The organism is Leminorella grimontii ATCC 33999 = DSM 5078 (assembly GCF_000439085.1).
Classification (GTDB): domain Bacteria; phylum Pseudomonadota; class Gammaproteobacteria; order Enterobacterales; family Enterobacteriaceae; genus Leminorella; species Leminorella grimontii.
Window position 1 is genome coordinate 925,224 of sequence record NZ_AUUA01000001.1, and the last position, 24,646, is coordinate 949,869.

General features: G+C 48.4%; 28 protein-coding genes and 5 tRNA genes. 13 read left to right on the plus strand and 20 right to left on the minus strand.

The window, feature by feature from the left end; all coding sequences use genetic code 11:
• Positions 1 to 329 precede the first annotated feature (329 nt).
• Positions 330 to 953 carry an isochorismate family cysteine hydrolase YcaC gene (ycaC, locus tag G544_RS0104170; RefSeq protein WP_027273424.1) on the plus strand — a complete coding sequence of 208 codons (624 nt, stop codon included), beginning with the start codon at positions 330 to 332 and terminating at the stop codon, positions 951 to 953.
• A gap of 94 nt (positions 954 to 1,047) precedes the next feature.
• Here the strand turns inward: ycaC and G544_RS0104175 are convergent, their stop codons facing one another.
• Positions 1,048 to 1,893, minus strand: a complete 846-nt coding sequence (locus G544_RS0104175) for a helix-turn-helix domain-containing protein (protein WP_027273425.1) — start codon at positions 1,891 to 1,893, stop codon at positions 1,048 to 1,050.
• A gap of 615 nt (positions 1,894 to 2,508) precedes the next feature.
• Here G544_RS0104175 and G544_RS22690 point away from each other — a divergent pair.
• Complete coding sequence (locus G544_RS22690; protein WP_420864717.1) at positions 2,509 to 2,829, plus strand: IS1/IS1595 family N-terminal zinc-binding domain-containing protein; 321 nt, start codon at positions 2,509 to 2,511, stop codon at positions 2,827 to 2,829.
• 75 nt (positions 2,830 to 2,904) lie between these two features.
• The gene (gene wzz(fepE) / locus G544_RS0104180) at positions 2,905 to 3,993 is read left to right on the plus strand and encodes an LPS O-antigen length regulator Wzz(fepE) (RefSeq protein WP_051155555.1); all 1,089 of its coding nucleotides are present in this window, start codon (positions 2,905 to 2,907) and stop codon (positions 3,991 to 3,993) included.
• A gap of 55 nt (positions 3,994 to 4,048) precedes the next feature.
• Here the strand turns inward: wzz(fepE) and icd are convergent, their stop codons facing one another.
• Entirely contained in the window at positions 4,049 to 5,302 is a 1,254-nt protein-coding gene (gene icd, locus G544_RS0104185) for an NADP-dependent isocitrate dehydrogenase (RefSeq protein ID WP_027273427.1), read from the minus strand.
• Between the two features lie 131 nt (positions 5,303 to 5,433).
• On the opposite strand from icd, the gene rluE reads away from it, so the two are divergent.
• The 5 genes from rluE (at position 5,434) to purB (ending at position 9,721) form a co-directional block, all read left to right on the plus strand.
• Complete coding sequence (gene rluE, locus G544_RS0104190) at positions 5,434 to 6,057, plus strand: 23S rRNA pseudouridine(2457) synthase RluE (protein ID WP_027273428.1); 624 nt, start codon at positions 5,434 to 5,436, stop codon at positions 6,055 to 6,057.
• Positions 6,050 to 6,502, plus strand: a complete 453-nt coding sequence (locus tag G544_RS0104195; RefSeq protein ID WP_036023150.1) for an NUDIX hydrolase — start codon at positions 6,050 to 6,052, stop codon at positions 6,500 to 6,502. The genes rluE and G544_RS0104195 overlap by 8 nt, the downstream gene beginning before the upstream one ends.
• Before the next feature lie 92 nt (positions 6,503 to 6,594).
• Positions 6,595 to 7,698, plus strand: coding sequence for a tRNA 2-thiouridine(34) synthase MnmA (mnmA, locus tag G544_RS0104200; RefSeq protein ID WP_027273430.1), 1,104 nt, complete (start codon positions 6,595 to 6,597; stop codon positions 7,696 to 7,698).
• Between the two features lie 2 nt (positions 7,699 to 7,700).
• Positions 7,701 to 8,324, plus strand: a complete 624-nt coding sequence (gene hflD / locus G544_RS0104205; protein ID WP_027273431.1) for a high frequency lysogenization protein HflD — start codon at positions 7,701 to 7,703, stop codon at positions 8,322 to 8,324.
• A gap of 26 nt (positions 8,325 to 8,350) precedes the next feature.
• The gene (gene purB, locus G544_RS0104210; RefSeq protein WP_027273432.1) at positions 8,351 to 9,721 is read left to right on the plus strand and encodes an adenylosuccinate lyase; all 1,371 of its coding nucleotides are present in this window, start codon (positions 8,351 to 8,353) and stop codon (positions 9,719 to 9,721) included.
• A 68-nt stretch (positions 9,722 to 9,789) separates the two neighbouring features.
• Here the strand turns inward: purB and pepT are convergent, their stop codons facing one another.
• Positions 9,790 to 11,037, minus strand: coding sequence for a peptidase T (gene pepT / locus G544_RS0104215; RefSeq protein ID WP_027273433.1), 1,248 nt, complete (start codon positions 11,035 to 11,037; stop codon positions 9,790 to 9,792).
• A gap of 456 nt (positions 11,038 to 11,493) precedes the next feature.
• Between pepT and G544_RS0104220 the strand changes: the two genes are divergently transcribed.
• Positions 11,494 to 12,156: a DedA family protein gene (locus G544_RS0104220; RefSeq protein ID WP_027273434.1), complete on the plus strand. Its 663-nt coding sequence runs from the start codon at positions 11,494 to 11,496 to the stop codon at positions 12,154 to 12,156.
• 49 nt (positions 12,157 to 12,205) lie between these two features.
• On the opposite strand, the gene G544_RS0104225 is transcribed toward G544_RS0104220, so the two are convergent.
• The 9 genes from G544_RS0104225 to uvrY all read right to left on the minus strand — a co-directional run bounded on the left by G544_RS0104225 (position 12,206) and on the right by uvrY (position 17,033).
• Positions 12,206 to 12,439 carry a hypothetical protein gene (locus G544_RS0104225; RefSeq protein WP_027273435.1) on the minus strand — a complete coding sequence of 78 codons (234 nt, stop codon included), beginning with the start codon at positions 12,437 to 12,439 and terminating at the stop codon, positions 12,206 to 12,208.
• 198 nt (positions 12,440 to 12,637) lie between these two features.
• On the minus strand, positions 12,638 to 12,886 hold the full coding sequence (locus tag G544_RS0104235; protein WP_027273436.1) for a GlsB/YeaQ/YmgE family stress response membrane protein: 249 nt from the start codon (positions 12,884 to 12,886) through the stop codon (positions 12,638 to 12,640).
• Positions 12,887 to 12,998: 112 nt separating this feature from the next.
• A complete protein-coding gene (locus G544_RS0104240; protein WP_027273437.1) occupies positions 12,999 to 13,271 on the minus strand; it encodes a GNAT family N-acetyltransferase in 273 nt (90 codons plus the stop codon).
• Between the two features lie 231 nt (positions 13,272 to 13,502).
• Positions 13,503 to 13,589 (minus strand) — tRNA-Leu (locus tag G544_RS0104245).
• A gap of 6 nt (positions 13,590 to 13,595) precedes the next feature.
• Positions 13,596 to 13,669 (minus strand) — tRNA-Cys (locus G544_RS0104250).
• A 39-nt stretch (positions 13,670 to 13,708) separates the two neighbouring features.
• Positions 13,709 to 13,784: transfer RNA gene (locus G544_RS0104255), tRNA-Gly, on the minus strand.
• A 152-nt stretch (positions 13,785 to 13,936) separates the two neighbouring features.
• Positions 13,937 to 14,485, minus strand: coding sequence for a CDP-diacylglycerol--glycerol-3-phosphate 3-phosphatidyltransferase (pgsA, locus tag G544_RS0104260; RefSeq protein WP_027273438.1), 549 nt, complete (start codon positions 14,483 to 14,485; stop codon positions 13,937 to 13,939).
• Between the two features lie 66 nt (positions 14,486 to 14,551).
• Positions 14,552 to 16,384, minus strand: coding sequence for an excinuclease ABC subunit UvrC (gene uvrC, locus G544_RS0104265; RefSeq protein ID WP_027273439.1), 1,833 nt, complete (start codon positions 16,382 to 16,384; stop codon positions 14,552 to 14,554).
• Positions 16,377 to 17,033 carry a UvrY/SirA/GacA family response regulator transcription factor gene (uvrY, locus tag G544_RS0104270; protein WP_027273440.1) on the minus strand — a complete coding sequence of 219 codons (657 nt, stop codon included), beginning with the start codon at positions 17,031 to 17,033 and terminating at the stop codon, positions 16,377 to 16,379. The genes uvrC and uvrY overlap by 8 nt, the downstream gene beginning before the upstream one ends.
• A 490-nt stretch (positions 17,034 to 17,523) precedes the next feature.
• Between uvrY and G544_RS0104275 the strand changes: the two genes are divergently transcribed.
• Positions 17,524 to 17,802 (plus strand): monooxygenase, encoded by a 279-nt coding sequence (locus tag G544_RS0104275; RefSeq protein WP_245614580.1) that lies wholly within the window; start codon positions 17,524 to 17,526, stop codon positions 17,800 to 17,802.
• On the opposite strand, the gene G544_RS19915 is transcribed toward G544_RS0104275, so the two are convergent.
• From G544_RS19915 to tusE, 3 genes are all read right to left on the minus strand, one after another.
• Entirely contained in the window at positions 17,784 to 18,524 is a 741-nt protein-coding gene (locus G544_RS19915; protein ID WP_071783260.1) for a phage N-6-adenine-methyltransferase, read from the minus strand. The genes G544_RS0104275 and G544_RS19915 overlap by 19 nt on opposite strands.
• Positions 18,525 to 19,391: 867 nt before the next feature.
• Positions 19,392 to 19,712, minus strand: a complete 321-nt coding sequence (hspQ, locus tag G544_RS0104285) for a heat shock protein HspQ (protein WP_027273442.1) — start codon at positions 19,710 to 19,712, stop codon at positions 19,392 to 19,394.
• Between the two features lie 153 nt (positions 19,713 to 19,865).
• The gene (gene tusE, locus G544_RS0104290; protein ID WP_027273443.1) at positions 19,866 to 20,195 is read right to left on the minus strand and encodes a sulfurtransferase TusE; all 330 of its coding nucleotides are present in this window, start codon (positions 20,193 to 20,195) and stop codon (positions 19,866 to 19,868) included.
• Positions 20,196 to 20,379: 184 nt separating this feature from the next.
• Between tusE and G544_RS0104295 the strand changes: the two genes are divergently transcribed.
• Entirely contained in the window at positions 20,380 to 21,186 is an 807-nt protein-coding gene (locus G544_RS0104295) for a sulfite exporter TauE/SafE family protein (RefSeq protein ID WP_027273444.1), read from the plus strand.
• 51 nt (positions 21,187 to 21,237) lie between these two features.
• On the opposite strand, the gene G544_RS0104300 is transcribed toward G544_RS0104295, so the two are convergent.
• Together G544_RS0104300 and caiE are read right to left on the minus strand one after the other, a co-directional pair.
• Positions 21,238 to 21,582 carry an antibiotic biosynthesis monooxygenase family protein gene (locus G544_RS0104300; protein WP_027273445.1) on the minus strand — a complete coding sequence of 115 codons (345 nt, stop codon included), beginning with the start codon at positions 21,580 to 21,582 and terminating at the stop codon, positions 21,238 to 21,240.
• Between the two features lie 86 nt (positions 21,583 to 21,668).
• On the minus strand, positions 21,669 to 22,268 hold the full coding sequence (gene caiE / locus G544_RS0104305; RefSeq protein ID WP_027273446.1) for a carnitine operon protein CaiE: 600 nt from the start codon (positions 22,266 to 22,268) through the stop codon (positions 21,669 to 21,671).
• A gap of 251 nt (positions 22,269 to 22,519) precedes the next feature.
• On the opposite strand from caiE, the gene G544_RS0104310 reads away from it, so the two are divergent.
• Positions 22,520 to 23,515: a YeeE/YedE family protein gene (locus G544_RS0104310; RefSeq protein ID WP_261798558.1), complete on the plus strand. Its 996-nt coding sequence runs from the start codon at positions 22,520 to 22,522 to the stop codon at positions 23,513 to 23,515.
• 4 nt (positions 23,516 to 23,519) lie between these two features.
• The gene (locus tag G544_RS0104315; RefSeq protein WP_027273448.1) at positions 23,520 to 23,747 is read left to right on the plus strand and encodes a sulfurtransferase TusA family protein; all 228 of its coding nucleotides are present in this window, start codon (positions 23,520 to 23,522) and stop codon (positions 23,745 to 23,747) included.
• Between the two features lie 188 nt (positions 23,748 to 23,935).
• Here G544_RS0104315 and G544_RS0104320 read toward each other — a convergent pair.
• The 3 genes from G544_RS0104320 to G544_RS0104330 form a co-directional block, all read right to left on the minus strand.
• Positions 23,936 to 24,008: transfer RNA gene (locus G544_RS0104320), tRNA-Lys, on the minus strand.
• A gap of 60 nt (positions 24,009 to 24,068) precedes the next feature.
• Entirely contained in the window at positions 24,069 to 24,293 is a 225-nt protein-coding gene (locus G544_RS0104325) for a hypothetical protein (RefSeq protein ID WP_027273449.1), read from the minus strand.
• 157 nt (positions 24,294 to 24,450) lie between these two features.
• Positions 24,451 to 24,538: transfer RNA gene (locus G544_RS0104330), tRNA-Ser, on the minus strand.
• Positions 24,539 to 24,646: the final 108 nt, after the last annotated feature.

Consider the following 24,646-nt stretch of genomic DNA (forward strand, 5'->3'; position numbering starts at 1 on the left):
TTTATTACAGACATGTTCCCTTTTTCAGCAGAAGTGTCGAAGTGGCCTCGTCATTTATGCTGAAAAAATGAACAGATAAAGCCTGCGCACTTTTTAAGGCGCACGTTTAAGGCTGTAAATATTGAAATCAGCCATGTCCCTATCCGTCGTTTTTAGCGCCAGTCCTCCAACCGGTCGCCCTCTTACGGCCCCCAGCCACGTTCAGCTGGCCTATTTTTCACAATTCTCCTTTCTCTTGTCTATAGTTAAAAGGATGTTCGTAATCCTATCTGGTTACAAAAAAACTTGAGTTCTGCACTCTGTCTTATACAAAAGGAGTTAAAAACATCATGGCTAAACCTTATGTCAAGCTCGATAAAAACAACGCCGCGGTTCTTCTCGTTGACCATCAGGCCGGCCTGCTCTCTTTAGTTCGAGATATCGATCCCGACAGGTTCAAAAATAACGTTCTCGCTCTGGCCGATCTTGCAAAATATTTCAAACTCCCGACGATCCTGACCACCAGCTTTGAAACTGGCCCTAACGGCCCTTTGGTTCCCGAACTAAAAGCGTTGTTTCCGGATGCGCCTTATATAGCCCGCCCTGGCAACATTAACGCCTGGGATAATGAAGACTTCGTCAAAGCGGTTAAGGCCACCGGGAAAAAGCAGCTGATTATCGCCGGCGTGGTGACTGAAGTATGTGTGGCCTTCCCGGCCCTGTCGGCTATTGAGGAAGGGTTTGAGGTTTTTGTCGTGACGGACGCTTCCGGTACGTTTAACGAGCTCACCCGTCATTCCGCCTGGGACAGAATGTCGCAGGCCGGGGCGCAGCTAATGACTTGGTTTGGCGTTGCCTGCGAGCTCCATCGCGATTGGCGAAACGACATTGAAGGCTTAGCGGCGCTTTTCTCTAATCATATTCCCGACTATAGAAACCTGATAACCAGCTTTGACCTGAAAAATAAGGGATAAAAGTAATCAATTAGTGAGTCGCTTTTCCCTCAAGTTTCTTCATTAGCCCTGCATTTGTGGGGCTATTCTCAATTCTGTACCCTATAAATAAAATCTAGACAACAGGAACATAGTAGTCACACTTTATATTTACCCTATCTCTGAAAATTGCACCGTTATAGGTAAATATTTCAATATCCTTCCCCTCTCGCCGCTTTATACGATATTTCGGCAAAACGTTAGTATAAATATACCGAGAAAAGTGGAAAAAGTTTTCAACGCTGCCGTCAAAATGAAACTTGGCGTATCGCCCTTCAACGTTAACGACGGTGCTTACGCTTCTTGTCCGTTCTGTCGCTACTGTACACGCAATGGTAAGCGCTCCTGAAACCCTGCTGTCGAGCTTAAGATCGTAAAGCATGCATATATTAGTCGCTAAAAGCCGCATGTTATCCCTAATTAATGACAGCTTTAACACTTTACTATTGTCACTGACTATTGAGAGCTCCGGTTCCTGATACATCACTTCTAAAACGGTATGGAAAACCTTCTTTAAATAGCATAGTTCAGGAATTACAGCGCCATAGTCGTGGCCATCAAGATTTATTGCCGCTCGAAATCTGGAGAAATCCCAGTCCAGGGCGTTTCTAAACTGAAGAGGAGTACAGCCAAAATGCTTCTTAAAAGCCCTATTAAAGCTTTGAGAAGACTCAAACCCCATCTTGTGAGCAATGTCGCCAATGCGCAAGTTGGTTAATTTCAGCAGCATAGAGGCTCGGGACAACTTTCTCTGACGAATATAGCAACCGAGATTCTCTCTCGTATATAGCTTAAATACGGTTTGAATTTGCCGCCTACAGTATCCAGATATTTCAGTGACCTGACTTATATCTATGTCATCTTCAATATGTTTTTCAACCCACAGAAGCGTATCTTTAACAATCGACTTTCTTATTGGCATAATTAATATGTTATGTAGATATAACGCAGCAGTTCTTAATTACTTAAGGCTAAGGTTCTTGACGTTAGCCACAGCGATCGTTTCCCTTCTAATCATCAATAAATTAAAAGAATGCTGGTAAAGATATAAAATAAGAAGCCAGCTTGGCTTATCAAAGCATTACAATAATGTCCGAAAAAATCTCAAGCAAGGAATATTTTCACCAAAAAATAAAAAACATACAAACAGACAATGAATACAATAAGTTATAGGCAATTATTTCTAAACCATTCCAATTCAACTCTTAATAACATAAGAAACTATTATCTTGATAACAAATAATTGCACAAAAAGTTAATTTTTCTCTTCGGTAAAATCTTTTTGTGCATCCTCCTAAAAACCACATAGCCAGCATCACATTGAAAAATATAATATTATTATACTTGCAATCCTAATAAAGATTAAACAAATTAACAAAATGCTATAAATTAAAAGTGTTGTTATATAAAATAAAATAATTGAAATCGCCAGGTTAATAGTAAAGATCAATCTATCGGATATAAATATCTACAGGCACTTATTGAGCGTTTAAAATACCCATCATTCATAATTTATATAAAAAATAAAAGTACAAAAATGCCTAATTTAAAGAATAAGCCGACTATATGCCATTTATGCAACGGAGAGAACTGCGTCAGGAAGCATGGGAAATCGCGAGCGGGTTTACAACGTTACTACTGTAAAAACTGCAAAAAATCCTTTCAAATAAAATACATATATACAACCTATGAGAGCCCCCACAAAGAAACTATCCTGAGTATGACCAATGCAGGAAAAAGTCCTGATGAAGTATCAAAGCTTCTCAACATCAGGAAGACAAAAGTCCAATTGGTGGTATCCGCCTTAAGTGGTAAAGAAGCGCCATTACAATACAACAAAATAAAGAGTAACTCTTAACAACTGCCGTTATGCATTATGGAAAACAACATCAATAAAAGATGCCTTTACCCGCAGTCTCAATGCTCATCTTCCATGTTTCCCGATTCGCGAGATGACGTAGATCTATATATTCTGATGGAAACGCTTCTTTTAAAAAAGAAATGCCTATTTGTCATTGTGCTTTTTTTTGGATTGAGCGGCCTGCTGCTATCTTTACTATTACCTCAAAAATGGACAAGCCAAGCAATCGTCATTCCGCCGGAGATGCCCGAGCTAATTCAAATCAAAAAAGAACTGACCGAGCTTCGTGCATTAGATATAAATTATGATGTCGATGCGAATACGCTTTACCAACAGTTCATCAAACGATTTGATTCCTCTACTCTTCAGGAAGAGTACTTAAGTCAGTCTCCTTACATAATGAAACAGCTGGCAAACAGTAGCTTTGATGCTGAAGCTCGCCGTCGGCTAATAGTTAAAACGACAGAACTGCTGGAATTGATGTCCAGTGGTTCATTGAGTCAAAAAGAGCCTCGTCCATATACGTCCTGGACGCTTAAGTTTACCGCAGCCACAGCAGATGACGCACAAACGGTCCTTAGTGGCTACATTGACTATGTTTCAACAATAGTAAGAAAAGAAGTTATTAACGATCTGCTTAGCTCGTTAGCATTAAAAATCCAAACAGAAAAGGATAGCCTAGCGTTAGAACGAAAAGCGCTAGAAAACGAACGCAATATAAATATACTGCGCCTTAACTATTCGCTGGAAGTCGCTAATGCCGCAGGAATCAAGCAGCCAGTGTACAGCAGTGGCTTAGCGGTTAAAGACGATCCCGACTACTCCGTTGCCTTAGGTTCTGACGGTTTAGCGCAAAAGCTAAAAATAGAGCAATCTATTACGGACGTTGCCCACTTAAACGCATCAATTCAAAACAGAGAGATGCGTTTAAATAGAATGGAAAAAATCAACATCCAAGATGTAGCGTTCCAGCCTTACAAATACCAAATGGCTCCCAATTGGCCGGTAAAAAAGGATGGCCCTAGTAAGCCGCTTATTCTGACTCTATCAACGCTATTCGGCCTTATGGTCGCCTGTGGCTATATCTTGATGCATCAGGCTATTCTAAAAAGAAAAGATATATTAAGTCATAATTCAACCACAAACGCACTTTACTCATGATATGAGTCATAAAAAAGGGAGCTTACGCTCCCGTTTTTAGCCCTACCGTTTCTGATTACATATTCGCAATCATCGCCTTGCCAAACTCTGAACATTTCAGCAGTTTAGCGCCGTCCATCAGGCGTTCGAAGTCGTAGGTCACGGTCTTGTTCTTGATAGCGCCTTCCATACCTTTAACAATCAGGTCGGCGGCTTCGAACCAGCCCATGTGACGGAGCATCATCTCGGCAGACAGAATAACCGAGCCCGGATTGACCTTATCCTGCCCCGCATACTTAGGCGCCGTACCGTGAGTGGCTTCAAACAGCGCGCACTCGTCGCCGATGTTAGCGCCCGGAGCAATACCGATACCGCCGACCTGTGCGGCCAGCGCATCAGAGATGTAGTCGCCGTTCAGGTTCATAGTGGCGATAACGTCGTACTCAGCCGGGCGCAGCAGGATTTGCTGCAGGAAGGCGTCAGCAATCACGTCTTTAATAATAATGTCTTTGCCGTTTTTCGGATTCTTGATTTTCATCCACGGGCCGCCGTCCAGCAGCTCGCCGCCGAACTCTTCTTTGGCCAGCTGATAGCCCCAGTCCTTGAAGGCGCCTTCGGTGAACTTCATGATGTTGCCTTTGTGGACCAGCGTGACGGACTCACGTCCGTTATCAATCGCATATTCAATAGCGGCGCGGATCAGGCGCTTGCTGCCCTGCTCTGAACACGGCTTGATGCCGATGCCGCACTGCTGAGGGAAGCGAATTTTCGTTACGCCCATCTCTTCTCGCAGAAACTTGATAACCTTATCGGCTTCCGGCGTTCCCGCCTTCCACTCAACGCCGGCGTAAATATCCTCTGCGTTTTCACGGAAAATCACCATGTCGGTCAGTTCAGGATTTTTCAGCGGGCTTGGCGTGCCTTCGTAGTAGCGAACAGGACGCAGACACACGTAAAGATCGAGCTGTTGACGCAGCGCTACGTTAAGTGAACGGATGCCGCCGCCTACCGGCGTCGTCAAGGGGCCTTTGATCGCTACTTTGTATTCTCGAATGAAGTCCAGCGTTTCATCCGGCAGCCAGACGTCTTTACCGTACAGCTCTGTCGATTTTTCCCCGGTATAAATTTCCATCCAGGAAATTTTACGTTCACCGCCATAGGCTTTCTGTACTGCGGCATCAACAACCTCAATCATCACCGGCGTTACGTCAACACCAATGCCGTCACCCTCAATGTAGGGGATAATAGGATCGTGCGGAACGTCGAGTTTACCTTTGGCATTCATCGTAATTTTTTTGCCTGTAGCCGGTACAACAACTTTGCTTTCCATCAAACTCTCCTCTGAGGACCTGTTTGTTAATTTTTTGTAAGACTCACGATGATACTACTTGAATAATTTGTCACCGCCAATAAAAAATGTTTTCGGGTATAATGGTTTAACGATTCAACGCACAGAACGCCATGTTAACATTAGCCACTAAAAAAAATTCCGCCAGCCGTCGGCGGCCAAAAAAGACAAAAGCTCTTGAATTTAAAGGGCCTCGACGCCTTATTTTGCTAAATAAACCCTTTGATGTCCTACCTCAATTTACCGATGAAGCGGGAAGAAAAACGCTGAAAGATTACGTGCCGATCCCCGGCGTATACGCCGCCGGTCGCCTCGATCGCGACAGTGAAGGGCTTATTGTTCTCACAAATGACGGCCGCCTGCAGGCAAAATTAACACAATCACAACATAAAGTTCATAAAGTTTATTTTGTTCAGGTGGAAGGTATTCCAGATGAAAGCGCGTTAGAGAAACTTCGCCAAGGCGTAACCTTAAACGACGGCCCTACGCTTCCCGCTGGAGCTGAGCTGGTTGATGAACCTGAATGGCTGTGGCCGCGCACGCCCCCAATCCGCGAGCGCAAGTCAATTCCTACCCAGTGGATTAAGATAACCCTGCACGAAGGCAGAAACCGGCAGGTGCGAAGAATGACGGCCCACGTTGGCTTCCCTACCCTGCGGCTAATTCGCTATAGCGTAGACGGCTGGACGCTAGAGGGGCTTCAACCGGGTGAATGGAGAGAGGTGCATAGTGTCTGAAACTCAGTATAAGCCCCACGTAACGTTGGCCTGCGTCGTTCAAGCCGAAGGTCGATTTCTCATGGTGGAAGAACGCATCAACGGCCGCCCGACGCTAAACCAGCCGGCGGGCCATCTGGAAGCCGGGGAAACCGTGCTGGACGGCGCCGCCCGCGAGCTGTGGGAAGAAACCGGCATACGGGCTCGCCCTCAGGAACTGCTCCGCATTTACCAGTGGCTGGCGCCGGACGGAACGCCGTTTATCCGCTTCACGTTTTCTATTGATTTAGAAAGCATGGTGGCCGCTTCGCCAAACGACACCGATATCGATCGCTGCCTGTGGCTGAGCGCGGACGATATTCTTACCTCGCCTAACCTACGTTCGCCACTGGTAAAAGAAAGCTTGCTGCACTATCTGCAGCCAACGCGCTATCCGCTGGATATTTTGACCTATTTTGGCGGCTAGATTGGCGGTGCCAACGGCCTTACAACGTGATAGAATCAGCGGTTATTGTGTTATACAGCAACAGCAGCATTCACTAGCTACACGAGAGACCTATGTCAGATAATCGTCAGAAAAAAGTCGTTGTCGGAATGTCCGGCGGTGTTGATTCCTCAGTCTCAGCCTATCTGCTTTTACAGCAGGGCTATCAGGTCGTTGGCCTGTTTATGAAGAACTGGGAAGAAGACGACTCTGATGAATACTGCTCGGCCGCGACCGATCTGGCCGATGCGCAGGCGGTTTGCGACAAGTTGGGCATAGAGCTCCACACCATTAACTTCGCTGCCGAATACTGGGATAACGTATTTGAGCACTTTCTGGCCGAGTACCGGGCCGGGCGCACGCCAAACCCCGATATTCTGTGCAATAAAGAAATCAAGTTTAAAGCCTTTCTTGAGTTCGCAGCAGAAGACCTGGGAGCAGACTATATCGCAACCGGTCACTATGTCCGCCGTCAGGACGTTGACGGCAAAAGCCGCCTGCTGCGCGGCGTAGACGACAATAAAGACCAAAGCTATTTTCTCTATACGCTCAGCCATGAGCAGGTCGCCCAAAGCCTGTTCCCGGTTGGCGAACTGGAAAAGCCGGAAGTGCGCCGCATTGCCGAGGAGCTCGATTTAGTCACGGCCAAGAAAAAGGACTCTACCGGCATCTGCTTTATCGGCGAGAGAAAGTTTAAAGACTTTCTGGCCCGCTACCTGCCGGCTCAGCCGGGCGATATCGTCACCGTGGACGGCGAGGTTATCGGCAAACATCAGGGGCTGATGTACCACACTCTGGGCCAGCGTAAAGGTTTAGGCATCGGTGGAATGAAAGACGGTGGTGAAGACCCTTGGTACGTGGTTGATAAGGATCTGACGGCCAATCGCTTAATCGTCGCACAGGGCCACGACCACCCTAGCCTGTTTTCCACCGGGCTTATAGCTCAACAGCTGCACTGGGTCGACAGAAATGAAGTTACCGAGACCTTCCGCTGTACGGTGAAAACCCGCTATCGCCAACAGGACATTCCGTGTACCGTCACGCCTCTGGGCCCCGATCGCCTGGAAGTGCGTTTTGACGAACCCGTCGCGGCGGTAACTCCCGGACAGTCCGCCGTGTTTTACCAAGGGGAAGTCTGCCTCGGCGGCGCCATTATTGAAGAACGCATACAGGATTAACCGTGGCCAAAAATTATTACGATATAACGATCGCGCTGGCCGGCGTCGCTCAGGCGTCCCGTCTGGTTCAACAGCTGGCGCTCGGCGGGCAGTGCGATGCGCACGCTCTGCAGGTGTCTCTTCGCAGCATAATGGTGACGGATTCCCCCACTACGCTGGCTATTTTTGGTCAGGAAAGCGATTTAACCCTCGGGCTGGAGTCGCTCCCTGCGGTACTTACCAACAGCCGCAAAGAGCTTAGCGCCGACCTGACCCGCTACCTGCTCAGCCTGACGGTGCTTGAACGCAAGCTGTCGTCAAATCCTCAGGCTCTTGATGAGCTTTCTAACCGTATCTCTCAGGTGGAGCGCCAATTGCTCCACTTCGATATTGATTCCGAAACCGTCGTTCACGCGCTGGCCGACATCTATGTCGACGTTATCAGCCCGCTGGGGCCGAGAATTCAGGTTACGGGCGCGCCGGAAGCGCTACAAAAACCGTTGATCCAGGCGAAGGTTCGCGCCGCGCTGCTGGCTGGCATTCGCGCCGCCGTCTTATGGCAGCAGGTAGGCGGCCGCCGGCTTCAGTTCATTTTTTCACGCAGTCGCCTGCTTACGCAGGTGCACCAGATTCTTTCAAATCGTTAAACATTTAGACTTCAGGAGTCCTATTGATGGAATTATCTTCACTGACCGCCGTATCACCGATTGATGGACGCTATGGCGACAAAGTCGACGTTCTGCGCTCCATTTTCAGCGAATTCGGGTTACTGAAGTTTCGCGTAACGGTTGAAGTTCGCTGGCTTCAAAAGCTGGCAAGCTGCGCACAAATCAAGGAAGTCCCCGTTTTTAGCAAAGAAGCAAACGATTACCTTGATAATATCGTCACCAGTTTTAACCAGGAAGACGCCGCCCGCATCAAAACCATTGAGCGCACAACCAACCACGACGTTAAGGCGGTGGAATACTTCCTGAAGGAAAAAGTCGCCGGCGTAGCCGAACTTAACGCAGTATCGGAATTCATTCACTTCGCCTGCACGTCGGAAGATATCAACAACCTGTCCCACGCGCTGATGCTGACGACAGCCCGCCGCGACGTGCTGCTGCCAAACTGGCGCACGCTTATCGATACGGTGAAGGCGCTGGCCGAGCAGTACCGTACGATCCCCCTCCTTTCTCGAACCCATGGGCAGCCTGCCACGCCGTCAACCATCGGCAAAGAGATGGCTAACGTCGCCTACCGAATGGAACGGCAGTATGCCCAATTGGCGAAGGTAGATATTCTCGGCAAAATCAACGGCGCCGTCGGCAACTATAACGCCCACCTGGTAGCCTACCCAGAGATTGACTGGCACCGCTTTAGCGAGGAGTTTGTGGCCTCTCTGGGCGTAACCTGGAACCCCTACACAACCCAAATTGAGCCGCACGACTACATTGCCGAGCTCTTTGACTGTGTCGCTCGCTTTAACACTATCCTGCTGGATCTTGACCGTGACGTTTGGGGCTACATTGCCCTTAATCACTTTAAGCAGAAAACCGTCGCCGGGGAGATCGGTTCCTCAACGATGCCTCATAAAGTGAACCCTATCGACTTCGAAAACTCCGAGGGCAACCTGGGGCTGGCTAATGCCGTACTGGGACACCTGGCCACTAAGCTGCCGGTATCCCGCTGGCAGCGCGATCTGACGGACTCCACCGTGTTAAGAAACCTCGGCGTCGGCATCGGCTACGCGCTCATTGCTTACCAGTCCACCCTTAAGGGACTTAAAAAACTGGAAGTGAACGAAGGCCATCTGCGCGAAGAACTCGATAACAACTGGGAAGTGTTGGCGGAACCTATCCAAACGGTTATGCGCCGCTATGGAATTGAAAAGCCCTATGAAAAGCTGAAAGAGCTTACTCGCGGCAAGCGCGTAACGCAGGCCGATATGCATCGCTTTATCGACGGACTGGAGCTGCCGGCAGAGGAAAAAACTCGCCTGAAGGGCATGACGCCGGCCAACTATATTGGCTATGCCGTCGAAATGGTGGATCTTCTCAAGTAGACAGCGCCGTAATGGTTAAGTAAAACGGGGTGCCAATAGGCGCCCCGCTTCATTTTCTACCCGCGCCCTCAGGCGTCTTTAGCAAAACGCTCGTGGGTCTGCTTAACGATCTCCACCAATACGCTGCTTGCTGCCCTCAGGGATTTAACCGGCAGATATTCGTAAATCGAGTGGAAGTTGTGCCCGCCGGTAAAGACGTTTGGACAAGGCAGCCCGTTTTGCGACAGCGCCGCGCCGTCATAGCCGCCGCGCATCGGGATAACCTTCGGCTCAATGCCCAGGCTCCGATAGGCGTCCACGGCGATATCGATAGGATAGCTGGCATCGTCCTGCAGGCTATTAAACACGTTGGTATAGCGATCCGCCAGCTTGCAGGTTACGCTGCCTTCGCCCCACAGGTCTTCGCAGTGCTGCGCCAAGCGAGATAAAAACTGCATGCGGTGCTGGTATCCCTGTTCGGTAAAGTCCCGAACGTCCATCTTCAACACCGTTTTGGCGCTGTTACCCTGTAACTGTTTGACCCAATAGTAGCCTTCCCGGCCTTCTGTATACTCCGGCGCTTCACCGCCCGGCAGCATGGCGATATATTTATGCGCCATCAGCAAAGAGTTTTTCAATCGGCCTTTAGCCGACATGGGGTGAGCGGACTGGCCGGTAAACACCAGCTCCACATCGCCCGCGTTCCAGTTCTCATAAACCAGCTCGCCAATGCCGCAGCAGTCCAGCGTGTAGGCAAAATCCGCGCCGAAGGCCTTAACGTCAAACGCCTTCGCGCCGCGAAGCCCCTGCTCTTCATCAGGCACCAGGCCGACTTTTACCGTTCCGTGCTTGATTTCCGGATGGGCTAACAGAAACTGAACCATGTTCACAATGGAGGCAATGGCGGCCTTATCGTCAGCGCCCAACAGGCTGGTGCCGTCGGTGACGATAACGTCGTCGCCTACATACTCTTGAAGCTCGGGGAACTCGCTCTGCCGCAGGAAAATTTGCTGCTCTTCGTTCAGGCAGATATCTCCCCCCTGATAGGAAACGATTTTTGCGTGAGTATCGCTGGTTTGCTCGGCGCTGGTATCCAGGTGGCCGAAAAAGGCCACCGTCGGCAGCGGATAATCAACGTTAGCGGGGAGCGTTGCCGTCAGTATCGATCGCTCATTGACCATGACGTCCTTAAGCCCAAGCGCGCGCAGCTCTTCAGCCACCTGATTGGCTAAAACCCTTTGCCCTTCCGATGACGGCATAATGCCCGCAGCGCCCTTGTCGCGGTCCGTAGTCGTATTGATCTTGGTATAGGAAATAAAGCGATCGACGATATCCATCATATTTACCTTTACATATTTAATAGTCGCTGATTACGTTAACATAGCCCCAAGCGGCGTTAAACCGCTTTGAGAAAATCCTGAACGCGTGTCTCAATAACGAAAGGCTATCGTACAACTTTTCAACACGCGCTGCCTGACCAAGCGGAAATATTCGCGCTGCTTTTCTCTATTTGCTGAAAATCCTACCGCAGAAAAGCATGCAAATTGGGTGAATTAGTGCGCCCGCCATGACAACTCGTTAAAAACCGTGCAGTGCGCTTTTGATGCTATCCTTACCCCATCGCCTGTATCACTTGGGGGCATCGTGGTAAACTTGCAGCACCGCTGGTTAATCCCTTAACCTTTTCAGCCTTTTGCTCATGGCTACTATATAGTTACCGTATATCCGCTCATCCGTAACCGCCAAGTCTGACAGTCTTCAGGTTGCTCTACGATGACATATTAGGAAAGAAAATGGGTTCGATTACAGATCTATTCCACGCACTTTTACAACACGACTTTAAAACGTTGGCGAATCCGGAGTTTCTTTGGGCCATTTACGGCATTCTTTTCGTCATTATCTTTCTGGAAAACGGCCTGCTTCCCGCCGCATTTCTTCCGGGGGACAGCCTCCTGCTGCTGGCCGGCGCGCTGATAGCCCAGGGCTCGCTTCACTATCTTCTGACGCTTGCCGTACTTTCAGCGGCCGCCGCGCTGGGCTGTTGGTTAAGCTATTTGCAGGGGAGATGGTTAGGGAAAACCAAAACGGTCCAGGGATGGATGGCAAAAATTCCGGCACACTATCATCAACGCGCCCATAACCTGTTTCATCAACACGGTTTCTTTGCGCTGCTGATAGGCCGATTCTTAGCGTTCGTCCGCACGCTGTTGCCTACGATTGCCGGTCTGTCCGCGCTTGACGGCAAACGATTTCAAATCTTTAACTGGCTTAGCGCCGTTCTGTGGGTTGGCGTAGTGACGAGTATTGGTTATCTGATAAGCCTAACGCCCTTCTTTAAGCACCATGAAGCGCTGGTGATGAATGGCCTCATGATTCTTCCTATTGCGCTATTGGTTATTGGCCTGCTTGGTTCTCTGCTCGTGGTATTAAGGAAGAAGTCGCACCAGAAGAAATAGCCTATTGGCATTGAGCGGCTAGTCCGATGCCAGACCTTGCTCGAAGTTTTTACCGGTTAGCGGCGTTTTCCATACCTATGACGCAGGAAGAAAAAAACGCCGTAATTGCCTCATCAAACTGCAGCTCTTTTAACAGCATACGATGTTTAAAATAGCGTTCCCGCCCCTCTTTCTCCCAGCCCCATTCAACGCTGACAGAGCCTGCATTCGGCTCAAGCGTTAACATAACTTTTGCGTCAGGGTTCAGCCTTCTGGCCTGTAAAAGAAAGTCGGATATGTCCATCTGCATTCTCATTTTTCTTATAGAAATGAGTCTTATATTACCATCATTTTTTACTACGCAGGCACCAGGCTTGCGCGCTATGGCTCAGGGCAGGATGATTCGAAGGATAACGGCGCTGAAACTATACTAATATAGGAAGAAAAAACGGTTTACACCCAAAAGCCCGCAATCATGCAGACTTTAGGGCGCGGGGTTCTATTAGCTACGAAGCTTTCTGTATATTGCAAGCATGACAATCGCGCCAATAACTGCAACAACAAAGCTGCCCATATTAAAACCGTCTACTTTACCAAACCCGAAGAAGGTGCTGATCCAGCCGCCAACAACTGCACCGACGACGCCGAGTATTACCGTCATTATAAAGCCGCCGCCGTCTCTCCCCGGCATAATCCACTTAGCTAAAATACCCGCAATCAGGCCAAATACAATCCATGAAAGAATACCCATATACACCTCATTTTCTGCATCAATAACCAACTAATACCTTTAAAAGAGTAAACGCGATAAAGCTATATTTCAACTTACCGGCCTACCTGACAGCTCACTGCACCACCAACGCTCAGGCGCGGATATCGTCATATTCACGGGTTTTATCAAACTCATGCTTCGCAAACGGGCAAAGAGGAATGACTTTGCGATTTTCCTGACGCATTTTTTCGACCACGCGCGCAACGAGTTGCTTACCAACGCCTTGGCCTTTCAGGCTTGGGTCGACGTCGGTATGCTCGATGATGCTCAGATGCTCTCCCGTAGGGACGAAAACAATCTCCGCCACCAGGTTGCCCTGTTCATTATTAACATAAAATTTGTTGTGGCCTTCCAGTATTTCCATAGCTCCCTCGCTTGGTTGTGACGATACCCTCAGCGCCCTGTATTGGGTGGGTATCCGTAATATAAATCACCGCTGTGATGCCTGCTTCGTCCAAAACGGGCTACGGTGCCTTTATTGGCTCGGTATAAGTATAGTTCTGTAAAAACGGGAGGACGTAATTTCAGGCAATAAAAAAACCGCAAATCGCGGCTCGTTTTTCGTTCTATCAAACTGTTTTTTATTGATTTTGAATGGTGCCCGGGACGAGACTTGAACTCGTACGGCGTTGCCGCCGAGGGATTTTAAATCCCTTGTGTCTACCGATTCCACCACCCGGGCTGATGCTGGAGGCGCGTCCCGGAGTCGAACCGAGGTGGACGGATTTGCAATCCGCTGCATGGCCACTCTGCCAACGCGCCTTATCTGATACGCCTAACACTCAACCGCGGGGGTTGAATTGGAGCGGGAAACGAGGTTCGAACTCGCGACCTCAACCTTGGCAAGGTTGCGCTCTACCAACTGAGCTATTCCCGCTTCGTGTTCGACCGGCAAAGGCTGCCGATTTAATCACTTACCCTCTGCGGCCCAGCCGCAATCGGATGCTGTGCATTCTACTTACCTGACGAGGTGAGTCAATAGAATTATTAAAACATTTGGTTCGTTTGCTGCTTTTTCCGGCGTATTGCCTAGTGCTCCAGCAGATCGTTACGCGAAGCCTTCAAATACTGGAACATAGACCAGAACGTAAGGATAGCGGCGATGTAAAGAAGCACAAAGCCCAGCACCTCAACCCACTGATTAGGACGCCACAGCAAACCGATCAGCGCCATCATCTGGGCCATGGTTTTCACCTTTCCAATCCAGGAGACGGCCACGCTGCTGCGCTTACCGATTTCCGCCATCCACTCTCTCAGGGCGGAAATAATAATTTCTCGAGCGATCATCGTTGCAGCCGGCAGTGAAATCCACCAGACGCTGTAGTGTTCAACCACCAGCACCAACGCCGTTGCGACCATCACTTTGTCGGCAACCGGATCGAGAAATGCGCCAAACCTCGTCGTCTGCTTCCACTTTCTTGCCAGAAAACCGTCAAACCAGTCCGTTACCGCCGCAATGACAAAGATAGAGGCGCACGCTAACGGAGCCCAAGTATAGGGAAGATAAAACGCCAATACGAAAAACGGAATCAGAATGACGCGAAACAGAGTAAGCAGAGTAGGTATATTAAATCGCATAATGTTCTGGTGCTCTATCACTCAGAATAAATTAGGGAGGGCTTGCTATATGTTGCTACATTGCCCTCAATGTTTCAATGCATTGTGTATTTTTTCTGCCAAAGATTGCGATATTCCCGGAATTTTTGCGATTTCCTCAACGGAAGCATTAAGCAGCGGCTGTAAACCACCCATATATTTCAACAACGTTTGGCGACGCTTAGGCCCCACGCCTTCGATATGCTCCAGCGAGCTGGTCTTTTTCACCTTAGCCCTGCGCTGCCGATGCCCGGAAATAGCGTGATCGTGCGATTCATCCCTAATGTGTTGAATTACGTGTAATGCGGGTGAATCGGGAGATAAAGACATCCCCTCACCTTCGGCCTCAAAAAACAGCGTTTCCAGACCGACCTTCCGATCGCTGCCTTTGGCTACGCCTATCAGGCGCGGTTTGGATTTGTCCCAAGCGACGTCAAGTTGATGAAAGACCTCTATCGCCTGCCCCAACTGCCCCTTGCCGCCGTCGATGAAAATAACGTCGGGAATTTTTTCCTCTGTCAACGCCTTGCCGTATCGCCTGCGGAGCACCTGAGCCATAGCCGCATAATCGTCCCCACCGGTAATGCCGGTAATGTTATAGCGCCGATACTCCGCTCTTAGTGGCCCGTTTTTATCAAATACTACGCACGATGCTACCGTTTGCTCCCCCATCGTATGGCTAATGTCAAAGCATTCCATGCGATTAATTTCGGGCAGATTTAACAGTTCGGCCAACGCCGTCAGGCGCTGATGGACAGTAGATTGCTGAGACAGCTTAGTTTTAAGCGCGATGCTGGCATTGGTTCTGGCCAGCTTCAAATAGCGCGCCCGGTCGCCCCGCGGGCGGGTCTGAATCTGAATTTTCCGCCCCGCCACTTCTGAAAGCGTTTCTTCCAGCGCAGTTTTATCCGGCAGATTAAAGTCCAGCAGGATTTCCCCAGGCAGCGACCTTGACTGGCTCCCCTGAAGATAAAACTGCCCGACAAACGTCTGGATAACCTCTTCCAGATCGGTTCCCTTGGGGATTTTAGGATAGTAGCTGCGACTGCCCAGCACTTTTCCCTGCCGTAAAAACAGTACGTGCATACAGGCGATGCCTGACTCATAGCTGACGCCGATAACGTCCAAATCATCGCTGTCGCCGGAGACGAACTGTTTCTCAGTAACTCTACGGATAGCCTGAATCTGGTCGCGAATGCGGGCCGCCTCTTCAAAATTGAGCGCCTTACTGGCCTCTTCCATACTGGCAATGAGCTGATCGAGAACCTGGCTATCTTTCCCTTCTAAAAACAGGCGAATATAGTTCACCTGCTTTTGATATTCCTCATCCGTCACCAGACCTTCAACACAGGGCCCCAGGCAGCGACCAATTTGATACTGTAAACAGGGCCTTGAACGGTTTCTATATACGCTGTCTTCGCACTGGCGGACGGGAAATATTTTCTGTAGCAGCGCCAACGTTTCGCGCACCGCACCGGAGTTGGGGAACGGGCCGAAATACTCCCCTTTCGCATGTTTGGCGCCGCGGTGAATCTTTAAGCGGGGATGCCTGTCAGAACTGAGAAAGATCAGCGGGTACGACTTGTCGTCACGAAGTAAAACGTTATAACGCGGCTGGTACAGTTTGATATAGTTATGTTCCAGCAGCAGGGCTTCCGTTTCCGTATGAGTGACGGTCACATCAATGGAGTGAATGCTTTTTACCAACGCCTCCGTCTTCTTACTGGAAACGTTTTGACGGAAGTAGCTGGACAGGCGCTTCTTTAAATCCTTCGCTTTTCCCACATAAATAACAACGCCAGAGGCATCGTACATACGATAAACCCCTGGCTCGTTGGTTACGTGCTTTAAAAAAGCCTTGCTGTCAAAATGCTCAGTCACTGTTTAGCAATTTATCCGATGAAACGATGCCGTGCCGTATTGCCAGATGAGTGAGCTCAACGTCGCCGCTGATGTTAAGCTTGCTGAACATTCTATAGCGATAGCTATTGACCGTTTTCGGGCTAAGATTCAGCGCCTCGGCGATTTCATTCACCTTAAGCCCTTTGGTGATCATCATCATAATCTGAAGTTCACGTTCAGACAGCGCGGAAAGCGGCGTATCTGCCTCTGGCGCCAGCTGGCTTAGCGCCATCTGGCGAGCAATATCCGCACCGATGTAGCGCTGCCCGGAAGCAATAGCGCGGATCGCGTTGATAACTTCATCCGGCGCAGCTCCCTTACTCAGGTATCCTGACGCTCCGGCCTGCATAACTTTTGCCGGCAGCGGATTTTCCGTATGAATCGTCAACATGATCACTTTAATATCCGGAGAGTAGCGGAGGATCTTTTTCGTCGCCTCAAGCCCCCCTATTCCCGGCATGTTCATGTCCATAAGGACGATGTCAGCCTCATTGGCGCGGCACCATTTTACGGCGTCTTCGCCGGTCTGCGCTTCGCCAACAACTTTTATTCCTTTAACATCTTCTAAAATGCGTCGGATCCCTGCGCGCACCAGTTCGTGGTCATCAACAAGAAGAACGCTTATCAACAGAAAATCTCCAAAAACAAAAAGAATAAAATCGACGCACTTATCCGCAGAAACGCCGCGCCAAGCGGGGATACAAAAAGGAATCGCTTCGAACGCGCGCCACAGAATCCCCTTAAGAAATCAGATAATTATTTCAGCTGACGCCCATTAACGCAATCACTATCGTTTGAGCAAACGACCGCAAGCCGAATGTATCCTGTCAGTAAGCCAAACTCCGCGACAGTATACAATACATACCCCGTATAAAAACGTCCGAGCCTGTAGCAAGAGTGCGAGACATAAACTTGCCTCTGAGGTTCCATACTCTATAAATACGGGAGAGTTCTCCCGTATTTTCTCATGCATTGTATCGCCACTGTCCTATCCACATTTGCGCTAAGGTTGGCATTTTCACCAAAAAGATGGCACATTCCCCACAATGCTTAAATTACGTTAATGCCATTTACAACAGGAGAAACTCATGGCCGTTGTACTTCAAGTCGATTTCAACATGTCGGCGGAAATGCTGGGAGACGCACTGTCCAAAAGCGCCGTTGGGCTAGCGGAAAGCATCAATCAGGAACCCGGGTTTATCTCTAAAATCTGGACAGAGAATAAGGAAACCGAAGAAGCCGGAGGCATCTATCTGTTTACAGACAGGGACTCCGCTGAGCGCTATTGGCAAATGCACAAACAGCGTATCGCTTCATTCGGCGTCACTCACGCTAACTGTAAAATCTTCGATATCAATGAGCCTTTAACTCTGATTACTCACGGTAAAATCGACTGATTGCAGATTGCCGAAGGCGTTTGTATCAAGCCGTTTGAAATATCCTTATCGATTAACCAAGCGGGATACTCAGCCCGCTCATTTTGTTGATTATCCTTTTTTTTCATAATCTCATTGCCCATACTCAACAAATCATCTCTATACAAATAGCTGATTTTCGGTCCCTGCCATGCTTTATCGAAAACCAATACCGCAATGCCAAAAGACGCCGTCGTTACAGCCTGTTTATTATTTGCCGCAACGAACCACTTTGGCAGTTCAAAAGGTATTCTTCCGCGAATAAATGCCACATGATCTATTTGTTCTGCGGGCCACCACTCTTCAGCCGTGGCGACTTTAACCAAATAAACATAGCGACCGCCCTTGTCCCTTTGTTCAAGCGTGTGACGCATGATATGAGACATCCCGGTAATATATTGCCCTTTATACTGCTTCGATCTTGAATACGGAGGATTAGCAAAGGCCGCGCCTTTAGCCTCATCCAGTTTGGCTGCCCAATCTTTAGTCAGCGCATTGTCCTCAATAGTATAAAAATAAGGGCATTTGCTGTTTTCCCCATCGCTAAAAAGATCGAGAACCAGAGGGCCGTAAAGCGCATCAATTGCCCAAAAGAGCGCATCAGGCGTACACCACTGGTCGCCTACGTCTTTAAGATAATGAGATTTTTTTTTACGCTGTCGGTTAATTTGTTGAAAATACTCAGTTTCAGAAAAATCGATCATTGTGACCCTTAGAATATTGGGCCCAGACGGAAACACACTGCGCTTATTACGTGCGCAGTTACCCCTATCTTTAATAGGGATAAATTAAAGTCCGTTTACCGATTTATGTTGATTACCGTTTGGAGCGAGATATAACGAGTTAAAAATGCAAACATTTTTCATTAAAAATGTTAACGCGTTTCGACTTACTCTTTACGCCTTCATTTCTTTAAGAAATAAAAATGCTTTTGCACAGTAAAAATATAAACCAATAAATAAAAAAAGCGAACCTAAAGATATAAACAATTACTTCAAAAGTTGATACAACATTACAAAATGTATAAATTAAAATCACACAAGACCACAAAATAACATAAATTTCAATGCGTTACAAAAATGGCAATTTTAAAAAACAAATAAATTTAATTAATTATCTTTAATTAATAAGCGATTAATAATATAGATTTAATAGAATGCATAATTACAAGAATTAAAAACCGCATGCGGTATCGACCATCCACTATCATCCTGGCAATATTTTCCGCTGCGTCTCGCCGCTCTTTGAAGAGCTTTTTACATAGTTTTGCATAACATTGTTGTCGTTTTCATAGACAGAGTATGAACGAGCTTCTTAGAAACTACTCCATAAAACACAGAGACTTAAATCTCGAAATAACCATCATTCTTATTCAAAAAACCTAGTGATTTTACCAGCTTGTTTTATATGACAAAACTCGGCGATAATAATCACAGCGTTTTATCAGTTAAAAATGACTGTTTTTGGTTTGCCGTGAAGCCGACTCCACACACTTTTTGGTTTCACGGCTATTTTTTTGCCTTTTTTCAACGATAAAAAAGGCTATGTTTCCATAGCCCTTTATATATCAACTAGTTTCTTAACCTTGGTGCCTGAAGCTGGTCACGGATGGAAGCCGCCAACTCGTCCAGAGACGGCTGTTCTGGATGCGTTTCATCCTCCTCACGCATCAGCTGAATCTCCGCCAGATAGGTATGCACAGGTTGCCCGTCATCGTCTTCCATCACAACGTGATACCAAGGAGATTTCCTCAGGCGATCGTCGGCAGCTACTTCATCCTCAGAAGCCGGTTGAGTAAGGGAGTATTCAGCGTCAATATCAATAATGACGCCGAGGCTTCCCAATAGTGAATGTCTAACCTGCTGACCAATAGAGAACTTACTGGTAACCATCGTCTCCTCCTCGTATTCAGGCTGCGCCTTTCTCTTAAATATGGGGGGTGTCGGTCACATTTCAAGCCAATTTTGATAACACTGACTTAACTTTACTCGCGTAAAACGTTTCCTCTTTGGTTTAGACGGTGCCTCTCAACATTCTCCGACGACTCAGATACACTTCACCGGTTTCGGTAGACCGGCGATCTTTGTAGCCTGTTTGGCCGGGCCTTTGCTAAACAACCGATAGAGATAGCGGCTGTTCCCCTTCTCTTCACCATACTTCTGCGACATGGCTTTCACCAACATGCGGATAGCCGGTGAGGTATTAAATTCCTTATAAAAATCGCGGACAAAGCGAACGACTTCCCAATGTTCTTCGCTGAGCTCTATCCCTTCCTGACGGGCGAGTTCCACTGCCATTGACTCACTCCAGTCCTCAACGTTTACCAGATATCCCTGTGCGTCGGTATCAATCGTTCTTCCCTCAAACTCAAACATAGCGCCTCAAATCCCAAACCCTTTTCCCTTATTGTATAGTAAAAACCTTTGTCGTGTTTACACGCGGAAACGCTGCATGTGGATAGCATTGCACAAATCATAAAAAAAACGCTATAAATGATTAACTCATACCGTCGGTGTATAGTGCACCCATCGTTATCATCATCAAAAATAAGGGAAGTTCATGGCTATTGAATGGGTGGCGGCCTATCTGGCGCTAGGCGCAGTCGTCGGCTTTATGGCTGGTTTACTGGGTATCGGCGGCGGAGGGATCATGGTGCCTATTTTGACGGCAATTTTTGCCGCTCAGGGAACGCCGCCGGAACATCTGGTACATATGGCGCTCGGTACGTCCATGGCTTCCATCGTTTTCACCGCCATATCCAGCCTGCGGGCACACCACAAGCATCAGGCTGTTCTTTGGCCGGTCGTTTGGAAAATCACGCCAGCCATTCTATTGGGAACGCTTTCCGCAACCTGGCTTGCCGCCATGCTGCCGACTAAAGCGCTAGGCATTTTCTTCTCCTGCTTTATGGGCTACGTTGCCTTACAGATGATCCTTAACATTAAACCGAAGCCCAGCCGCCAACTGCCTGGAATGGTAGGAACGTCTATCGTAGGGCTTTCTATCGGCGGCATCTCCGCGCTGGTCGCTATTGGCGGAGGTTCTTTAACTGTTTCATTCCTGAGCTGGTGCAACGTACGCATACAGAATGCTATTGGCACTTCGGCTGCCGTAGGTCTGCCAATAGCCCTTTCCGGCAGCATCGGCTATATGATTAACGGCTGGGGCTCGGCCGGTACGCCGGACTATAGCATCGGCTATGTCTATTTACCTGCAGTGATCCTTATCTCCGTCGTCAGCTACTTTACCGCGCCGCTGGGCGCAAAGCTGGCTCATCGCCTGCCGGTCGCTACGCTTAAAAAGGTATTTGCCTGTCTGCTTATCCTGCTCAGCCTGAAAATGCTGCAGACCATCTTCTTTAACTAGCCACCTAAAAAGCAAAAATCCCACTGTTTCGGCAGTGGGATTCTAATCACCTTAACGATGGTATTGCTGGCTGTCTGCGGGCGCTTCTTCTCTCTCATCAAGGCTATAGTCTCGCAGAACGCTTGCGACCCTGAGCCGATAGCCTGCAAATATGTGGCTGCGCCCTTTAGCCTGCGCTCGGCGATGCTGTTCGATATTTCTCCACTGCTTTACCGCTTCCTCATCTCGCCAAAAAGAAAGGGAAAGCAGCTTTTCCGGATGGGTCAGGCTTTGAAAACGCTCTATTGAAATAAAACCGTCTATCTGGGATAGCATGGGCTTCAGCTCGGCGGCAAACTGTAGATAGGCATCTCGTTGCCCCTCCGCTGCTTCAAGTTCAAAAATTACGGCAATCATCGCTTCTCCCGTCTTATGAATATCTGAATAATCCCTCTTAATAGGCAGCAAGATACAACAGACGGTTAGCGGTTTAAAAGAAGAAGCTACTTCATTTCAGATTTAGGCCTAACCTCCGTACTGCCTTTCAGCCGGGGCCGATTCGCTTCTATCTCCGTTAACGGCTGCGTTTCGCGTAAAGACAGGCGGGAGCGCCCAGCGAGCTCCTGATATTCTTTAGTATTAAGACGCTTCCAATAGAGCTCATCATCAGTGACGTCACGCACGTACTTGGCCGGGATCCCCATCAGCATTTGCCTTGTTTGCCCAATAAATCCCGCCTTAACGAAGCTCATCGCACCGACAATACTTTCATCGCCGACAATCGCGCCGTCCATAATTACGCTGTTCATACCTATCAACGCATCGCGCCCGATAACACAGCCGTGAAGTATCGAACCGTGTCCGATATGCCCACATGAATGTACGACAGTATCCATGTCGCAGTAGCCGTGCATAATGCAGCAGTCCTGAAGATTAGCGCCATCCTCAAGAATCAGCCTCCCATAGTCCCCTCGAAGCGATGCGTGAGGGCCGATATAAACGTTTTTGCCGACGATAACGTCGCCAATAAGAACTGCGCTGGGGTGAACGTAGGCTGTGGGATGAACGACGGGGATAACCCCCTCAAACGAATAGAAGCTCACGGATGACTCCTTGTATCCGACGACCGGCATGAGTGATTAATCAGGCAAACAGGTTACCTCAGCGACATTATGGAATAAGCGTGATTATTCAATATTGGTGAGCCGTTTCGCTAAAAATAAATTGTTATTCCCACAAATAAAAAGTCGATATACTCCCGCCTGTTTTTTCACAATATATTTATGGCTCACGCCATAAACAGGAGTTTTCCCCTATGACAGGTCTGTTTTTGGGTCTTCTTCTCGGTTTTGTCATGCAGCGCGGTCGTTTTTGCATAGCAGGTGGGTTGCGGGATCTTTACCTCTTCCGCGATAGTCGAATGACTATTGCCATCCTCATTATTATCACGCTTCAAAGTATCGGCTTATTCGCTTTTATCGAGCTAGGCTGGGCCAAGCTGCCTTCAGGTGACTTTCGCTGGCTGGCGACCTTAGTCGGTGGACTGATGTTTGGTATCGGCATGGGTCTGGCCGGATCTTGTTCTACCGGCGCCTACTACCGAGCGGCTGAAGGCCTGGTTGGCAGCATGGTCGCTGTAGTGGGTTTCGTTATATCCAGTTGGTACATACGACAACCTTCGGGCAAACAAATTTTCGCCCCAATCAGCGCGCCGTCTCTACCTGATGCATCCTTAACCCAAACGCTTAACATCTCTCCCTGGATAGCCGTTCTGGCCTTAACGCTGATTACGCTGTTCCTTACCTATCGCTACATGAATAAGAAATCATTCCCCATTCCTCAGCCTAAGCCGAGAAAAACGGGCATTTCCCACCTGCTGTTTGAAGCAAGATGGCATCCCTTTATAACCGCCGCCATTATTGGCGTTATTGCGTTACTCGCATGGCCTTCAAGCCTGATGTCAGGACGCGTCGGTGGATTGGGGATAAGCGGCCCCAGCGCTCAGCTGTTTTCTTTAATCACCGAAGGCAAAACCGGTTTCTTCGGCTGGGCGGGATATCTTCTCATCGGCATTTTTGTCGGCGCGCTTGTCGCTGCCTGGGGAAGCCAGGAATTAAGGGTTCGTTCCCCCGGTTGGAAAGCATTGGCCAAAAGCCTGTTCGGCGGCCTACTGATGGGTATAGGTAGCGGGTTGGCGGGTGGATGCATGCTCGGCAATACGGTTGTTAATACGGCCTGGTTCTCCTGGCAGGGATGGCTGTTCATCCCCTGCATTTTGTTAGGTAGCTGGCTGGTCAGCTATTTCACTATCATTATTCCTAATCAATTAGTTAAAAAGAGTGAGGCATAACGTCATGAAAACGATAAAGCTTGATACTACGGGCAAACTCTGCCCCTTTCCGCTGATTGAAGCCAAAAAGATAATTGTCGGACTCAACGTCGGTGATACGCTGGTTATTGATTACGACTGTGCTCAGGCGACGGAGAACCTGCCCCGCTGGGCCGTAGAGGAAGGCCATAAGGTGACCGACTTTCAACAAACCGGCGACGCTCAGTGGCAGATTAGCATTCAGAAAGGTTAAGCCTTAGCGGCCTTAAACCTGCCTGCATCGGCCTCGATAAGCACAGGCCGATGCGGAGAATGATTCTATCATCGACGTCAGCCCTTCCTTTCCTATATCACTTCACATAAATATCAGGCGTTACGCCACGCTATCGTCAATATCGACTGGAATAAAAGGCAAGAGATGAATACCAGGAAGAAAGGAGATGGGCTGTGAGGGGTTCGAACCCGCGACCTATGGATTAAGAGTCCACTGCTCTACCAACTGAGCTAACAGCCCTTTGCGTCTGGGGAATAAAATACGCCCCTGATTTAGCGTGTTCAAGAAAAAATTTCTTCTTTAAGCCTTCCGGAAAAGTAAACGAAAAACAATGTTTATCACGCCAGCAATAAAGCCAACAACAGCGCCAATAGGGGCATATGATTGAATATCAGACAGAGTAAGGATCTCGCCCCTACCGTAAAAAATAGCTTCGCCAAACAAAACTACAGCATGAATAGATACGCCAATTAGGGCGTACTTTACCACCATGGATAGCAGGTATTTTATTGTAGATATCATCATAGTACCTCCACTCCATCGTATTTACCCGATCTCTTAATTTGGATATAGGCAAATTCCGACAGTGCGAGTTTCTAATGCGGATGGGTCACAAAACAGCTTTTCGTACCTACAAGCGCAAAAGAAAACGGGCCAGCTTTCGCTGACCCGTTGTCAAATTTGGCGGAGGAGGTGAGATTCGAACTCACGGATAGTCGCCCATCGACGGTTTTCAAGACCGTTGCCTTCAGCCGCTCGGCCACTCCTCCGTAACGGCGTGAAATATAGAACAGCTTGAGGTAGCTTGTAAAGCAGAGAATTTAGCAAATTCGTTTGTTCGGCTGAAAAAACAGCAAAATATCATTTTTTGCCGATTT

What these genes read in the sequence shown, in the direction of transcription:
- G544_RS0104220 (WP_027273434.1), top strand. Translation starts at nt 11,494, where the DNA reads ATGGGTTCGATTACAGATCTATTCCACGCACTTTTACAACACGACTTT.
- purB (WP_027273432.1), top strand. Translation starts at nt 8,351, where the DNA reads ATGGAATTATCTTCACTGACCGCCGTATCACCGATTGATGGACGCTAT.
- tusE (WP_027273443.1), bottom strand. Translation starts at nt 20,195, where the DNA reads ATGTTTGAGTTTGAGGGAAGAACGATTGATACCGACGCACAGGGATAT.
- pgsA (WP_027273438.1), bottom strand. Translation starts at nt 14,485, where the DNA reads ATGCGATTTAATATACCTACTCTGCTTACTCTGTTTCGCGTCATTCTG.
- hspQ (WP_027273442.1), bottom strand. Translation starts at nt 19,712, where the DNA reads ATGGTTACCAGTAAGTTCTCTATTGGTCAGCAGGTTAGACATTCACTA.
- G544_RS0104235 (WP_027273436.1), bottom strand. Translation starts at nt 12,886, where the DNA reads ATGGGTATTCTTTCATGGATTGTATTTGGCCTGATTGCGGGTATTTTA.
- icd (WP_027273427.1), bottom strand. Translation starts at nt 5,302, where the DNA reads ATGGAAAGCAAAGTTGTTGTACCGGCTACAGGCAAAAAAATTACGATG.
- mnmA (WP_027273430.1), top strand. Translation starts at nt 6,595, where the DNA reads ATGTCAGATAATCGTCAGAAAAAAGTCGTTGTCGGAATGTCCGGCGGT.
- G544_RS0104225 (WP_027273435.1), bottom strand. Translation starts at nt 12,439, where the DNA reads ATGGACATATCCGACTTTCTTTTACAGGCCAGAAGGCTGAACCCTGAC.
- rluE (WP_027273428.1), top strand. Translation starts at nt 5,434, where the DNA reads ATGTTAACATTAGCCACTAAAAAAAATTCCGCCAGCCGTCGGCGGCCA.
- G544_RS0104175 (WP_027273425.1), bottom strand. Translation starts at nt 1,893, where the DNA reads ATGCCAATAAGAAAGTCGATTGTTAAAGATACGCTTCTGTGGGTTGAA.
- ycaC (WP_027273424.1), top strand. Translation starts at nt 330, where the DNA reads ATGGCTAAACCTTATGTCAAGCTCGATAAAAACAACGCCGCGGTTCTT.
- G544_RS19915 (WP_071783260.1), bottom strand. Translation starts at nt 18,524, where the DNA reads ATGATCGATTTTTCTGAAACTGAGTATTTTCAACAAATTAACCGACAG.
- G544_RS0104295 (WP_027273444.1), top strand. Translation starts at nt 20,380, where the DNA reads ATGGCTATTGAATGGGTGGCGGCCTATCTGGCGCTAGGCGCAGTCGTC.
- G544_RS0104315 (WP_027273448.1), top strand. Translation starts at nt 23,520, where the DNA reads ATGAAAACGATAAAGCTTGATACTACGGGCAAACTCTGCCCCTTTCCG.
- G544_RS0104310 (WP_261798558.1), top strand. Translation starts at nt 22,520, where the DNA reads ATGCAGCGCGGTCGTTTTTGCATAGCAGGTGGGTTGCGGGATCTTTAC.
- G544_RS0104275 (WP_245614580.1), top strand. Translation starts at nt 17,524, where the DNA reads ATGTCGGCGGAAATGCTGGGAGACGCACTGTCCAAAAGCGCCGTTGGG.
- G544_RS0104325 (WP_027273449.1), bottom strand. Translation starts at nt 24,293, where the DNA reads ATGATGATATCTACAATAAAATACCTGCTATCCATGGTGGTAAAGTAC.
- G544_RS0104300 (WP_027273445.1), bottom strand. Translation starts at nt 21,582, where the DNA reads ATGATTGCCGTAATTTTTGAACTTGAAGCAGCGGAGGGGCAACGAGAT.
- pepT (WP_027273433.1), bottom strand. Translation starts at nt 11,037, where the DNA reads ATGGATATCGTCGATCGCTTTATTTCCTATACCAAGATCAATACGACT.
- G544_RS0104240 (WP_027273437.1), bottom strand. Translation starts at nt 13,271, where the DNA reads ATGGAAATACTGGAAGGCCACAACAAATTTTATGTTAATAATGAACAG.
- G544_RS22690 (WP_420864717.1), top strand. Translation starts at nt 2,509, where the DNA reads ATGCCTAATTTAAAGAATAAGCCGACTATATGCCATTTATGCAACGGA.